The sequence below is a fragment of the Nocardia sp. NPDC051911 genome (assembly GCF_040681035.1).
GTDB lineage: Bacteria > Actinomycetota > Actinomycetes > Mycobacteriales > Mycobacteriaceae > Nocardia > Nocardia sichangensis.
On sequence record NZ_JBFAXY010000031.1, the window covers coordinates 33,926 to 47,113 of the forward strand.

Annotated in this window: 13 protein-coding genes; 8 read left to right on the forward strand and 5 right to left on the reverse strand. The window is 67.7% G+C overall.

The genetic code is table 11. From position 1 onward, the window contains the following. The first annotated feature begins 152 nt into the window (after window positions 1-152). The 4 genes from AB0L97_RS30135 (at window position 153) to AB0L97_RS30150 (ending at window position 5,348) form a co-directional block, all read left to right on the forward strand. Window positions 153-752 carry an FHA domain-containing protein gene (locus AB0L97_RS30135; RefSeq protein ID WP_355079137.1) on the forward strand — a complete coding sequence of 200 codons (600 nt, stop codon included), beginning with the start codon at window positions 153-155 and terminating at the stop codon, window positions 750-752. 131 nt (window positions 753-883) lie between these two features. Next, entirely contained in the window at window positions 884-1,474 is a 591-nt protein-coding gene (locus AB0L97_RS30140; protein ID WP_364436058.1) for an anthrone oxygenase family protein, read from the forward strand. 116 nt (window positions 1,475-1,590) lie between these two features. Then, on the forward strand, window positions 1,591-2,502 hold the full coding sequence (locus AB0L97_RS30145; RefSeq protein ID WP_364436188.1) for an alpha/beta fold hydrolase: 912 nt from the start codon (window positions 1,591-1,593) through the stop codon (window positions 2,500-2,502). Between the two features lie 290 nt (window positions 2,503-2,792). Next, window positions 2,793-5,348, forward strand: coding sequence for an ATP-dependent Clp protease ATP-binding subunit (locus AB0L97_RS30150; protein ID WP_355079133.1), 2,556 nt, complete (start codon window positions 2,793-2,795; stop codon window positions 5,346-5,348). A 73-nt stretch (window positions 5,349-5,421) separates the two neighbouring features. Here the strand turns inward: AB0L97_RS30150 and AB0L97_RS30155 are convergent, their stop codons facing one another. The 4 genes from AB0L97_RS30155 to AB0L97_RS30170 all read right to left on the reverse strand — a co-directional run bounded on the left by AB0L97_RS30155 (window position 5,422) and on the right by AB0L97_RS30170 (window position 9,317). Then, window positions 5,422-6,228, reverse strand: a complete 807-nt coding sequence (locus tag AB0L97_RS30155) for an LLM class flavin-dependent oxidoreductase (protein WP_364436063.1) — start codon at window positions 6,226-6,228, stop codon at window positions 5,422-5,424. Between the two features lie 32 nt (window positions 6,229-6,260). After that, the gene (locus tag AB0L97_RS30160) at window positions 6,261-6,503 is read right to left on the reverse strand and encodes a hypothetical protein (RefSeq protein ID WP_364436066.1); all 243 of its coding nucleotides are present in this window, start codon (window positions 6,501-6,503) and stop codon (window positions 6,261-6,263) included. Between the two features lie 502 nt (window positions 6,504-7,005). After that, complete coding sequence (locus AB0L97_RS30165) at window positions 7,006-7,710, reverse strand: response regulator transcription factor (protein ID WP_355079128.1); 705 nt, start codon at window positions 7,708-7,710, stop codon at window positions 7,006-7,008. 32 nt (window positions 7,711-7,742) lie between these two features. Further along, a complete protein-coding gene (locus AB0L97_RS30170) occupies window positions 7,743-9,317 on the reverse strand; it encodes a histidine kinase (protein WP_364436070.1) in 1,575 nt (524 codons plus the stop codon). A gap of 229 nt (window positions 9,318-9,546) precedes the next feature. Between AB0L97_RS30170 and AB0L97_RS30175 the strand changes: the two genes are divergently transcribed. Further along, complete coding sequence (locus AB0L97_RS30175) at window positions 9,547-10,449, forward strand: ABC transporter ATP-binding protein (RefSeq protein WP_364436073.1); 903 nt, start codon at window positions 9,547-9,549, stop codon at window positions 10,447-10,449. Beyond that, window positions 10,446-11,309 carry an ABC transporter permease gene (locus AB0L97_RS30180; protein WP_355079122.1) on the forward strand — a complete coding sequence of 288 codons (864 nt, stop codon included), beginning with the start codon at window positions 10,446-10,448 and terminating at the stop codon, window positions 11,307-11,309. Before AB0L97_RS30175 ends, AB0L97_RS30180 begins: the two co-directional genes overlap by 4 nt. Before the next feature lie 57 nt (window positions 11,310-11,366). Here the strand turns inward: AB0L97_RS30180 and AB0L97_RS30185 are convergent, their stop codons facing one another. Next, window positions 11,367-11,978: a TetR family transcriptional regulator gene (locus AB0L97_RS30185; protein WP_364436077.1), complete on the reverse strand. Its 612-nt coding sequence runs from the start codon at window positions 11,976-11,978 to the stop codon at window positions 11,367-11,369. Window positions 11,979-12,087: 109 nt separating this feature from the next. Between AB0L97_RS30185 and AB0L97_RS30190 the strand changes: the two genes are divergently transcribed. Continuing rightward, window positions 12,088-12,735, forward strand: a complete 648-nt coding sequence (locus AB0L97_RS30190; RefSeq protein WP_364436080.1) for an NAD(P)H-dependent oxidoreductase — start codon at window positions 12,088-12,090, stop codon at window positions 12,733-12,735. A gap of 1 nt (window position 12,736) precedes the next feature. Next, on the forward strand, window positions 12,737-13,057 hold the full coding sequence (locus tag AB0L97_RS30195) for a multidrug efflux SMR transporter (RefSeq protein WP_355081674.1): 321 nt from the start codon (window positions 12,737-12,739) through the stop codon (window positions 13,055-13,057). The last annotated feature ends 131 nt before the right edge of the window (window positions 13,058-13,188 follow it).

Consider the following 13,188-nt stretch of genomic DNA (forward strand, 5'->3'; position numbering starts at 1 on the left):
GCAGCGAGACCGGTTCGCACGGTGGCCCGTCACGGCGGATGAATCGATCTTGCTCGTGGTACCGGGAAGCGGCACCATGGAAGCGTGCGAAGGTCACTGGCGGTATGGAGAGGTGAGGTATCGGCGCAGTGACAGGATTCGTCGGATCATTCTTGCGGTTCACCGATGACGCCGGTCGGCAGCAGGAGCTCACGCTCACGCCCGACCGCGGCCGCGTCACCATCGGTCGCTCCCCGCATGCCGATCTCGCCCTGAGCTGGGACGCGGAGGTGTCCCGGCTGCACGCGGCGGTCGAATACCTGGGTGCGCACTGGACCATCGTGGACGACGGCCTCTCCCGCAACGGCACTTTCGTCAACGGGGACCGGCTGGTCGGCCGCCGCAGACTGATGGCGGGCGACGTCATCCGGGTCGGTACGTCTCGGGTGTCCTTTCACGACTTCGGCGGCGTGTCCGACGACATCACCCGCACCTCCACCGGCTCGATACCCACCGCGCGGTCGCTCACCGAAACGCAGCGCTCGGTCCTGGTCGCGCTGTGCCGCCCGTACAAGCACGGCGCGGGTTTCGCCACTCCCGCCTCGAATCAGCAGATCGCCGAGGAGTTGTTCCTCAGCGTCGACGCGATCAAGACCCATCTACGCGCGTTGTTCGCCAAGTTCGGGGTGGAGGATCTGCCGCAGAACCAGAAGCGGGTGCGGCTGGCTGGACTGGCCATGCAGAGTGGGCTCATTTCCGATCGGGACCTGTGAGACGTCCACCGTAGACGCTCGCTCATCCGATCGAGCTTCTCGACCATGGAGAGTCACGGCGGCGACGGCTTGACTCGGAGACGAGCGACCGGGGCGATGGCTCCGGCCGGTTTCCGAAGCAGGAGGAAGTCATGACCGCCACACGTCTCGCCGCACTGGTGCTCGCCACACTGGCTACGGGCCTGGTCGCGGGCCTTTTCTACGCGTACGCCAATTCGGTGATGCCCGCGCTGGCCCGCACCGACGATCGCGCGATGATCGACGCGATGCAGAAGATCAACGTGGTGATCATCAATCCCTGGTTCATGATCGGCTTCCTCGGCACGGTGGGGTTCACCATCCTGGCCGCGGCGCTGCATCTGGGACGTGAGCACCGGAGCACGCTGATCTGGATCGGCCTGGCTCTGGTGCTCAACGTGATCGCCTTCGCGGTGACCTCCGGGCTGAATGTTCCGCTCAACGACCAACTGGCCGCCGCGGGCGACCCGGCGTCGATCGCCGACCCGGCGGCGGTGCGCGCCGATTTCGAATCCGCCTGGGTGCGTTGGAACATCGTGCGTGGCGTCTTCCACACGCTGGCCTTCCTGGTGCTCTGCGGTGCGCTGTTCGTCGCGGGAATCCAGCAGGGGAAGGCATCCGCCGCGGCGGCGCCGGGCCGGATCGCCGCAGGCGAGTACGCGGCGCCGTACCCGTCCGGCGCGTCGGCCTTCGGTCAGAGCTAGTTTCGCAACGACCCGCCGGAATCTGCGCCGTCTGGGCCACTCCGTGCGGTAGCTTCCCCGGAGACGATCCGGACCGGGAGGCTATCGTGCGGCGTGTCCCAGGCTTTTCGTTGTTCATCGTTCTGCTCGCCGCGGTGTGCGCCACCGCGGGCGCTGCGCACGCGCAGGAGCGATATCCGGTCGAGTTCAACTTCTTCGCGGGCATTCCCGCCGAACTGTCCAATCCGGGTGGTTCGCTGCCCGGCACCAACGACTGGTCGTGCCGGCCGAACTCCGAGCATCCGAACCCCGTGGTCCTCGTGCACGGCACGGGCGGTGGCGCACAGACGAATTGGGGCGTGTACGCGCCGCTGCTGGCCAACGAGGGCTACTGCGTGTACTCGGCCACGTTCGGCGCCTACGACCTGCCGTGGCCCGCGTCGGCCATCGGGGGCATGCTCCCGATCGAGCAGAGCGCGGCCCAGCTCGCCGCCTTCGTAGACCGGGTGCGCTCCGCGACCGGTGCGCGCAAGGTCGACCTCATCGGCCATTCCCAGGGCAACTTCATCGGCAACTACTTCGTCAAACGGCTCGCGGGCGCGGGCAAGGTGGACAAGATGGTCGGTCTGGCCCCGCCGTGGCAAGGCTCGAACGCGTACGGCATGGCGGACCTGAACGCGTTCGGCACACGCCTCGGCCTCGGTCCGCTGTTCGACGCCGTGGCCGGATCGCCGTGCAATGCCTGCAGGCAGGTGTTGCAAGGGTCGGAGTTCGTGCGCGAACTCAACGCGGACGGCGTCTACCACCCCGACGTGACCTACACCAATATCGCGACCCAGCTGGACGAACTGGTGGTGCCGTACACCTCCGGCCTGGTCACCGGCCCCCATGTGACCAACATCGTGGTTCAGGACGGCTGCGCGACGGACTACTCTGGGCATACGGGCATAGCGGGCAGCAAGAGGGCCGCGACCTACGTGCTCAACGCGCTCGATCCCGCTCATCAACGCCCGGTGCCCTGCGGTTTCGTCGACCCGTACACGGGGTAGGCGGCCGATGTCGTACGTGTGCGGCGCAGATCCGGTCGGCGGACGGTTTGTTCGCTGAGGGCAAAACCCGGCCGGAAACGAATCCCGCGACGCCCACGTTATGAGTGAATGACCGTGCTGTCGCCGGTCGGCAATAGGGTGGACCGGCGGCGGTGGCATCCCCCGCCAACTAGAGTGGAGGCGGGGGCCGCAACCCCCGGGCTTCATGGCAGGCTGACGCCCACGGTTGTTGTACACAGCACACTGCGGCGTCTGTTGCCAGAATGTCGGAGCAGGAGAGTGAGGGAGCGATGTTCGAGAGGTTCACCGACCGCGCGAGGCGTGTCGTTGTCCTGGCCCAGGAAGAGGCCCGGATGCTCAACCACAACTACATCGGCACCGAGCACATCCTGCTGGGGCTGATTCACGAGGGTGAGGGCGTCGCGGCCAAGTCGCTGGAGTCGCTCGGCATTTCGCTGGAAGGCGTGCGTAGCCAGGTGGAGGAGATCATCGGCCAGGGCCAGCAGGCCCCGTCCGGTCACATCCCGTTCACCCCGCGCGCCAAGAAGGTGCTGGAGCTGAGCCTTCGCGAAGCGCTGCAGCTCGGCCACAACTACATCGGCACCGAGCACATCCTGCTCGGCCTCATCCGTGAGGGCGAGGGCGTGGCGGCGCAGGTGCTGGTGAAGCTGGGCGCCGATCTCAACCGTGTGCGCCAGCAGGTCATCCAGTTGCTGTCGGGATATCAGGGCAAGGAGCCGGTCGAATCCGGTTCGCGCGGCGAGGCGGGCACACCGTCGACCTCGCTCGTGCTCGACCAGTTCGGTCGCAACCTGACCCAGGCCGCGCTCGAGGGCAAGCTCGATCCGGTCATCGGCCGCTCGAAGGAGATCGAGCGGGTCATGCAGGTGCTCAGCCGCCGTACCAAGAACAACCCGGTGCTGATCGGCGAGCCCGGCGTCGGCAAGACCGCCGTCGTCGAAGGGCTCGCGCAGGCCATCGTCAACGGCGAGGTCCCCGAGACGCTGAAGGACAAGCAGCTCTACACCCTCGACCTGGGCTCCCTGGTCGCGGGCAGCCGCTACCGCGGTGACTTCGAAGAGCGCCTGAAGAAGGTGCTCAAGGAGATCAACACCCGCGGCGACATCATCCTGTTCATCGACGAGCTGCACACGCTGGTCGGTGCGGGCGCCGCCGAGGGCGCCATCGACGCGGCCTCGATCCTGAAGCCGAAGCTGGCCCGCGGCGAGCTGCAGACCATCGGCGCGACCACCCTCGACGAGTACCGCAAGTACATCGAGAAGGACGCCGCCCTGGAGCGCCGGTTCCAGCCGGTGCAGGTGGGCGAGCCGACCGTCGAGCACACCATCAACATCCTCAAGGGTCTGCGCGACCGCTACGAGGCGCACCACCGGGTCTCCATCACCGACGGCGCGTTGGTGGCCGCCGCCACCCTGGCCGACCGCTACATCAACGACCGGTTCCTGCCGGACAAGGCGATCGACCTGATCGACGAGGCGGGCGCGCGGATGCGCATCCGTCGCATGACCGCTCCGCCGGACCTGCGCGAGTTCGACGACAAGATCGCCGAGGCGCGCCGGGAGAAGGAGTCCGCGATCGACGCGCAGGACTTCGAGAAGGCCGCGCGGCTGCGCGACAAGGAGAAGCAGCTCGTCGCCAAGCGGGCAGAGCGAGAGAAGCAGTGGCGTTCGGGTGATCTGGACGTCGTGGCCGAGGTCGACGACGAGCAGATCGCCGAGGTGCTGGCGAACTGGACCGGTATTCCGGTGTTCAAGCTCACCGAGGAGGAGACCACCCGTCTGCTCCGTATGGAGGACGAGCTGCACAAGCGGATCATCGGCCAGGAGGACGCGGTCAAGGCCGTCTCCAAGGCCATCCGCCGCACTCGTGCCGGCCTGAAGGATCCGAAGCGTCCGTCCGGCTCGTTCATCTTCGCCGGCCCGTCCGGCGTCGGTAAGACCGAGCTGTCCAAGGCGCTGGCGAACTTCCTGTTCGGCGACGACGACGCGCTCATCCAGATCGACATGGGCGAGTTCCACGACCGCTTCACCGCTTCGCGGCTGTTCGGTGCCCCTCCGGGCTACGTCGGCTACGAAGAGGGCGGCCAGCTCACCGAGAAGGTGCGCCGCAAGCCGTTCTCGGTCGTGCTGTTCGACGAGATCGAGAAGGCCCACCAGGAGATCTACAACACCCTGTTGCAGGTCCTGGAGGACGGCCGCCTGACCGATGGCCAGGGCCGTACCGTGGACTTCAAGAACACGGTGCTGATCTTCACCTCGAACCTCGGCACCTCGGACATCTCGAAGGCCGTCGGTCTCGGCTTCACCCAGTCGAACAACGAGGGCTCGAACTACGAGCGGATGAAGCTCAAGGTCAACGACGAGCTGAAGAAGCACTTCCGGCCGGAGTTCCTCAACCGCATCGACGACGTGATCGTCTTCCACCAGCTCACCAACGAGCAGATCGTCGAGATGGTGGACCTGATGATCGGCCGCGTCGCCACGCAGCTGAAGAACAAGGACATGGCGATCGAGCTCACCCCGAACGCCAAGAACCTGCTGGCCAAGCGTGGCTTCGATCCCGTGCTCGGTGCCCGGCCGCTGCGCCGCACCATCCAGCGCGAGATCGAGGACCAGCTGTCGGAGAAGATCCTCTTCGGCGAGATCGGTCCGGGCCAGACCATCGAGGTCGACGTCGAGGGCTGGGACGGCGAGGGCTCCGGCGAAGACGCGAAGTTCACCTTCACCGGTAAGGCGAAACTGACCAAGGCCGCGAGCGAGGAGAAGCCCGAAGTCGTGCTGACGGGCGCGACGGAAGGCTCCACCGAGGCCGCCTCGGGCGAGTAAGCCGCAACCGAAAAGCCCGTGCCCACCTGTGGGCACGGGCTTTTTCGTATTCGGCGTCGCCCGCTGCGCCGGGTCAGGAATCGTGGTCGGCGAAGTAGGCGAGGATCGGTGCGAAGTCAGCGGCGAGTTCAGCGGGCACGATCACCTCGTCGATGCCGTACTTTTCCCGGCGTCGCTCGAGGATTTCGGCGGCGGCGGACGGTTCCGCGGGAATCATGCCCGCTGCGCCCGCGTCCGCGAGGGCGGCGGCGGTCAGGCCGAGCCTCGTCGCGGTCCAGATCGGTAGCCGCTGCCCGATGCCGACCACCTGATGGGTGAAGCGCAGGGTGCGGTCGGTACCGTCCCGTGCGGTGCGGACCAGCTCGGCCAGCTCCGACTCGGTGGCCCCGGGTGCCGCGGCCAGCAGGATGCGGTCGGCGAATTCCGCCGCCGTCGCCAGCATTCTGGGTCCGTTGGCGGCGACCACGACCGGTGGGGTGGGGTTCACTCCAGCCCGCACGGCGGCGATGGTGGCGACCAGCTGCGCGCGCCGTTGCGCGGGCGAACCCCAGGACGTGCCGAGCCACTGTGCTTCGGCGGCGGCGTCCGGGCGTCCCGAGCCGATTCCGAGTTCGAAACGTCCGTCCGACAGCAGCTGCAATGCCGCGGTCTCCCTGACCGTGGCGGCCGGTGTGCGCAGCGGTGCGGCGAGTACGTTCGGGCGCAGCCGAATGGTGGTGGTGACGGCGGCCGCCGCGGCGAGGGCCGGAAACGGCGAGGGGGTGAACCGGGTGTCCGGCAACAGGATGGTCCGGTAGCCCTGCTGTTCGACGGCGGCTGCCTCGCGCGCCCAGTCCGCTCCCGAACGCGGAGTGAGAACGATGCCGAAGGTCATGCTCATGATGGGATCTCCCGATCGTGCAGGCGGGCCGGTCAGGGCTTGTGTCGCGGTTCGCTCAGGACGGCGAGCCTGCTGCGGTACTGCTCCTCGGTGATCTCGCCCCGGGCGAACGCGGTGCGCAGCGCGCCGATACCGCTCACACGTCCGATGAACCGCCTCCGGGCGAAAACCAGCACTGTGACGACGGTCAGCCAGAACAACATCGGGAAAATCCAGAAGAACGGCCAGGGGTGCCATCCGCCGTCGTAGTGGTCGGCCAGAAAACTCACGGCCACGGGTCGAGTGAAAATATTCATGACGAAAGACTGCGCCGAAGGGCATGCCGGGGGCATCGGTCGCGCGTCGGCACTCGGAATACGCCTGGATACGTACGCCCAGAGCCCGAAGGCTCTGCCCGCGGTGATTTACCAGTTATTTGCTAATCGGCAGCAGGCCGGACAATTAATGTTCGCTGAGAAATTGCTATTGGCTGATGCCGGGAGAAGTCGGACCGTGTCGCACTGCGCCGGCGCGCCGCGCGAGGAGGAAGAATCTCGGGCTGGGCTACGGCTGTGCCTGGTCCTGGCCGTAGTCGCGCGCCGAAGAACGCGCAAGAAGGGGCGGGACGCTCACTCTGCCGGATGGTCCGACCGCGAATCGCGGAATTCGGCGCGGGTTTGCCCACTGACTGGTTGCCGTCCTGCGTCTTTATTCGGAGGATGGGTGCCTGGGTCGTTTGATTCCGGTTCCCATGGCAGTGCGGCGAAGCAGTCCGGCTCCTGGGCAACGATCGGCGGCTCACTGCCAGCCTGGGCGGACGAGTCCGGATTCGTAGGCCATGACCACCAGTTGAGTGCGGTCTCTGGCGTGCAGTTTGGTGAGAATGCGGCTGACATGGGTACGGGCGGTCGCCGGGCTCATGTAGAGCCGTTCGCCGATCTCGGCGTTGGTGAGACCCTCGGCGACCAGCGTCATCACCTCGCGTTCGCGGTCGGTGAGTTCGGCGAGCGTGGCCGTCGGCGGCGTTTTCGCGCGTGTGGAGAATTCCGCGATCAGCGTGCGGGTCACGCCGGGGGACAGCAGCGCGTCGCCGGCGGCGACCACTCGGACGGCACGAACCAGATCGGCCGGTTCGGTGTGCTTCACCAGGAACCCGGTCGCGCCGGAGCGCATCGCCTCGAAGACGTACTCGTCGAGTTCGAAGGTGGTCAGCACGACCACGCGCACCGCGGCCAGCAGGGGGTCCTCGGCGATCACGCGGGTGGCGGCCAAGCCGTCCAGGACGGGCATGCGGATGTCCATCAGCACCACGTCGGGACGCAGATCGCGGGTCATGCGCACGGCCTGCTCCCCGTTGTCCGCCTCGCCGACCACCTCGATGCCGTCCTGGGCATCCAGCAACGCCACGAACCCGCCACGCACCAACGCCTGGTCGTCGGCCACCAGCACCCGGATGCCGCCGGATGGAGCGTGGGCCGGGACCGAATCGTGGTGGTCGTGCATCGGATCTCCTCTGCCGTCGGCCGGCGATCCCGTCAGCGCTGCGCGCGACCGGCCGAGGTGCTCGGTCGTTCGGCCGTATCAGCGGGTCGGTCCGGTGTGGCACGCGACTCGCTCTCGCTCGGGCCGGTCGTGCTCGATGTGGCCGTGGTCGTCGAGCGCGATCTCCCGGCAGGCTTCGATCCCGCGGCGCTCGATTCGGGTGCGTCTGATGTCGTGCCGCTTTGTTCGGTTTTCGTCGCGGCCGCGACGCCGCGTCTCGGCGTACTCGTCGTCGCGGTGTCCTGATCCGGTGCTTGCGCTGCCGCGTTGTTCCGGCTCGTTGCCGCCGCCCCCGCGCCTCGCACTCCCGGTGACGCCGTGGCCGCGTCGGGTCCGGGTGTTCGCGTGGGCAGCCGGGCGGCGACCCGGAACCCGCCGCTGGGGCGCGGGCCCGCGGTGAGGGCGCCGCCGAGGGCGTGCGTGCGCTCGCGCATGCCGATGATGCCGTTGCCGCCGCCGTTGCCGGAGCGCGACGGGGCACTGGTCGGGCGGCTGTTGTCGACGGTGATGTCGACCGAGTCCGGGGTGTAGCGCACGGTCACCGTTGCGTCGGCGCCGGGTGCGTGCCGGAGCACGTTGGTCAGCGACTCCTGGATGATTCGCGCCGCTGCCACGTCGATGACGCTGGGCAATTGCTGTGGGGTGCCGAGCACTCGCGTGGTGACGGTCAATCCGGTGCTGCGCGGGCGCTGCAACAGGTCGTCCAAATCGCCGATGCTCGGCGCGGGGGTACGCGGGGCGGGTGGCGGCTCGGCCTCGGTTGTGCGGCCGGTCTCCTCGGCGTTCGCCTCTTCTGTGGGCGATTGCTCGCTGGGCGTCGCGGGTGCGCTTCCGGACCGAATCGTGTGCAGGAGCGCGTGCACCTCGGCGAGGGCGTCGCGACTGGCGTTCTTGATCGCCGTGAGCGCCGTCTCCGCTTGCTCCGGGCGCTTGTCGAGCAGTTCCAGCGCCACCGAGGACTGCACGTTGATCATCGACAGACTGTGCGCCAGCACGTCGTGCAGCTCGCGGGCGATGGCGAGCCGCTCTTCGCTGGCCCGCCGCTCACGCTGCGCTTCCTCGTCCCGGCGCGCGGCCTCGGCGCGCTGCCCGCGCGCGACTAGCACGGCCTTGCGCTGCCGGATGCCCTCGGCCACCAGCAGCAGCACGGCCAGCCACGCCATCAGCGCGAACACCTGCCACAGGTTCGCGGGGCGGTCGAGCAGTGCGGGCAGCGGCCAGACCAGCGCCAGGTACCCGAGCGGGACGAGCGGATAAGTCCACCATCGTGATCCGCTGCTCGCGGCGGTCAAGAAGGCGACGACCAATGAGACGAAGATCGGGCCGTATCCGTAGCCTCGCAGGAAGTACGCCAGGCACACGGCGAGCACGACGATCAGCACGGGCAGCGGCTGCGCGCGGCGCCGGATCAGCGCCACCGGGCCGGCGAGCAACAGCAGGTAACCGAGCGCGTCGAGGGAGTGCACTCCGGTCTGCCGCATGTTCGCGAAAGTGCCTCCGACCAACTGAACCGCGGCGACGACGAGCGCGACGCCCCAATCCCAGCCGACCGAACTCCGATCTGTCATCCCTGCCACCCGCACCCACGTAGCCTATGCGGCTCGGTCGTGATTCGACGTCCGCCTGGAAACGTATTTCGCGGAAATTGCACCGATTCGGGTGTTCGCAGACCATGTAAGCGGTTCCGCACCAGCTGATCCGACACTGGCCACGGATCGATCCGTCGTTCCAGCTACGTATGCGGATCGTCGCCCGGCGACGGATGTCCGCAGGGGGTCGGCGGCGGATTCTCGGTGCATGGCAGATTCGATCGTGGTCACCCGAGGGCTGACCAAACGCTACGGGGAGCACACCGCTGTCGACGACGTGAGCATGAGCGTCGCGTACGGCGAGATCTATGGCTTCCTCGGCCCGAACGGTGCGGGCAAGACCACCACCCTGCGGATGCTGGCCGGGCTGATCCGTCCGAGCGAGGGTACGGCCACCGTCGCGGGGCATCGGCCCGGCGATCCAGCGGTGGTGCGCCGGATCGGCGTGCTCATCGAGGGTCCCGGGTTCTATCCCTACCTTTCCGGCCGGGACAACCTGCGCGTGCTCGCCGAATATCGCGGGCTCGGGCGCCCGGAGGTGGAGGACGCGCTCGAGCGAGTCGGGCTGGCGGGCCGCGCCGAGGACAAGTACCGGACCTACTCACTGGGCATGAAACAGCGCCTCGGCGTGGGCGCGGCATTGCTGGGCAACCCCGACCTGCTCATCCTGGACGAGCCGACCAACGGCCTCGACCCCGCCGGTATGGCCGAAATGCGGGAGCTGATCACCGCTTTGGCCGCAGAGGGGCGCACGGTGCTGCTGTCGAGTCACATGCTCAGCGAAGTCCAGGCGATCTGCGACCGGGTCGGCGTGATCTCGCAGGGCACGCTGCGCACCGAAGCGACGGTCGCGCAGTTGCGCGGCAACTCGTCGCTGGTGGTGCGGGCCGAGCCGGTGGAGGTGGCCCTGCCCGCGGTGCGCGGGCTGGTGGGTGGACGTTCGGCGCTGTTGACCGCGAGCGGCATCCGGATCGAGTCGGACACCGTCACCGCGCCCGCCGTGGCGCGTGCGGTCGTGGCGGCGGGCGCGGACCTACTGGAGTTGCGGGTCGAGGAGAAGTCCCTGGAAGAAGTGTTCTTCGAGATGACGCGATGGGAGGCGGCGCGATGAACGGCATGGCGATCCGGGACCTGATCGCGAGCACGAATGCCGAGATGCTGCGGCTGCGAAAGTGGCCGGCATTCTGGATCGTTCTCGGAACCTGGATTCTGCTGAACCTCACGTTCGCGTATCTGTTCAACTATCTTGCCTACACCTCCGGGGGATCGAGCCGGATGTCCAACGGGCTGCCGCGCGAAGCATTGCTGCGACAGATGCTGCCCGCGGCGGTTCCCGAAGTATTCACCCAAGGCATGGCCATGTTCGGCGGCGCGCTGATGCTCGTCCTCGGCGCGCTGACCGTGGGTAGCGGATACGGCTGGGGAACCTGGAAAACCGTTTACACCCAAGGGCCTTCGCGCGTGCAAGCGGTCGCCGCGGTGGTGGTGAGTCTCGCGACCGTGGTGGTGGCGCTGGTGTGTGCGGCATTCGTCGTCGACATCGCGGTCGCCGCGCTGATCGCGGCGTCCCAGTCGCAGGCGCTCACCATGCCCGCACTGGATCGGTCGCTCCTCGGAATTTCCACCGGCGTGGCCATCCTCGGTATGTGGACGTTGGCGGGGGCGCTGATCGGCGCGATCGCCCGTGGGCCCGCGCTCGCGGTGGGCCTCGGCCTGGTCTGGGTGCTGGTGGTGGAGAACCTGTTGCGCGGCGTGGCCGGGATCTTCGCGCCGATCGAGGTGGTCACCGATCATCTGCCCGGCACGGCGGCCGGGTCGCTGGCCGGAGCGATGCGCACCGTGGACGGTCCCGCCACGCCCGGTGTGCTGCAGATTCTTTCGCCGACGGAATCGCTGGTCGTGCTGGCCGTCTATTCGGTGCTGTTCGCGGTCGGCACGGTTTGGCTGATGCGCAGACGCGATCTGGTGTGAGCGACGAGGGGTATCGAAACCGGTGGTTGTCCACCGCCGGTTTCGTTTTCGGTTAGATCACCCGGCACCGAGAACGGTTTCGGCGATCATTCGCAGCGCGTGGGCGATCTGTCCGGGGGTCAAGCCGCGCTCACGTTGTTGCCGGTAGACCTCCGCTGCCAGCGGCGCGAGCAGCGGGTCGACCAATGCGTCCGGTTCGTGCATGCCCGCCGCGACCAGCAGTCCTCGTACATGCGCGTACCAGAAGCCGTAAGCACCGGTCGTGAAGCGTGCGCCGCCGATCTCGGCGCCCAGCACCAGATGCGCGTGTGTGTCGAGCAATTCGACCATCGCGGCGTAGAACGCGGCCAGCCGCTGTGCGGGGGGAGCTCCGGGGCCGAGCGGCGGAGGACCGGAAAGCAGTTTCTCTTGCAACGCTCGTTCGTGTTCGTCCAGCAGGGCCACCGCCACCGAGTTGGTGTCCGGATAACGCCGGTAGAGGGTGCCTCGGCCGACGCGGGCGGCCTTCGCGATGTCGTCCATCGTCACCGTGCGGGGATCTCGGGCGGCGAACAACTCCGCGGCGGCGGCGAGCACTTTGGCCCGGTTGCGTGCGGCGTCCGCGCGTTCCGGCGGGGTCGCCGACCGGCCCGGCCCGTGACCGGCGAGCAGGTCGGATCGGGGTTCCATGCCCGTGACTGTAGCCGATTCGGCGATAAGTGGACAATATGTCCATATTCACCGTATCGTCGATCTCGGAAGGAATCGGACGCTATGTCCACTTAATCGGAGGTCGGTCATGAGAACCTTGTTGCATCTGGATGCCAGCGCCCGGCGACGGTCGATCAGCCGGGAATTGAGCGCCGCCTTCGCGGACGCGTGGCGCGCACGGCACCCGGACGGCGGCTACCACTACCGTGACCTCGCGGCCGACCCGGTGCCGTTCATCGGGGAGGGGTGGACTCAGCTGTGCGACGCTGTGCTCACCCTGCCGAACACGGACGTAGAACGAATCGGTGAATTGGTGCGCACTCCCGAACATGCCGCCGCGTGGGAGATCGTCGAGCCACTGCTGGCCGAGTTGCTTGCGGCGGATGTGATCCTGATCGGCACCCCGATGTACAACTACTCGATTCCGGCTTCGCTCAAGGCCTGGCTGGACCAGGTGACATTTCCGCGAATGTCGCTCGCCCACCGAAAGTTCGTCGTGACCAGCGCACGCGGCGGCGCCTACTCGCCCGGTGCTCCGAAAGCGGCCTACGACTATCAAGAGCGCTTCCTGCGCGACTTCTTCGCGGGCCATTTCGCGGTTTCCGACACCGTTTTCGTGCACGCGGAACTAGCCAATTCCCGCCAGGACCCAGCGCTGGCACACCTGCGTGCCGAGCACGACACGTCCTACGTCCGCGCTCTGGCCGCCGCGCGCGCTCTGGCCGGGGAGCACTGACGTGAACTGGGTAGTCCTCGCCGCCGCCGGAGTGGTGGAGATCGTCTGGTCGCAGAGCATCAAACCGACCGAGAACTTCACCAGGCTCGTCCCGACCCTGATCTGCTTCGTTCTCGGCGTCACCGCCGTGTATCTGCTGTCGCGCGCCATGCAGACGTTGCCGGTGGGTACCGCCTACGCCGTGTTCACCGGCATCGGCGCGCTCGGCGCGATCACCCTCGGCATCGTCGTCCACAAGGACCCGCTCGGTGCGGGGCGCTTGCTGGCCCTGGCGTTGATCCTCGGCGGCATCGTGCTGGCGAGGATCACGAATCCGGAGTAGAACTCCGCGCGGATTCGTTTGGCGCGCCGCTGCTTTACCGCGCGGCGCGCGTGCACGGGGCGTCGGGCGAACCCGATCGGCGAACAGGTGGGCCGGGACGAATCGGCCGGGGTAGGTTCGTGCTGAATCGT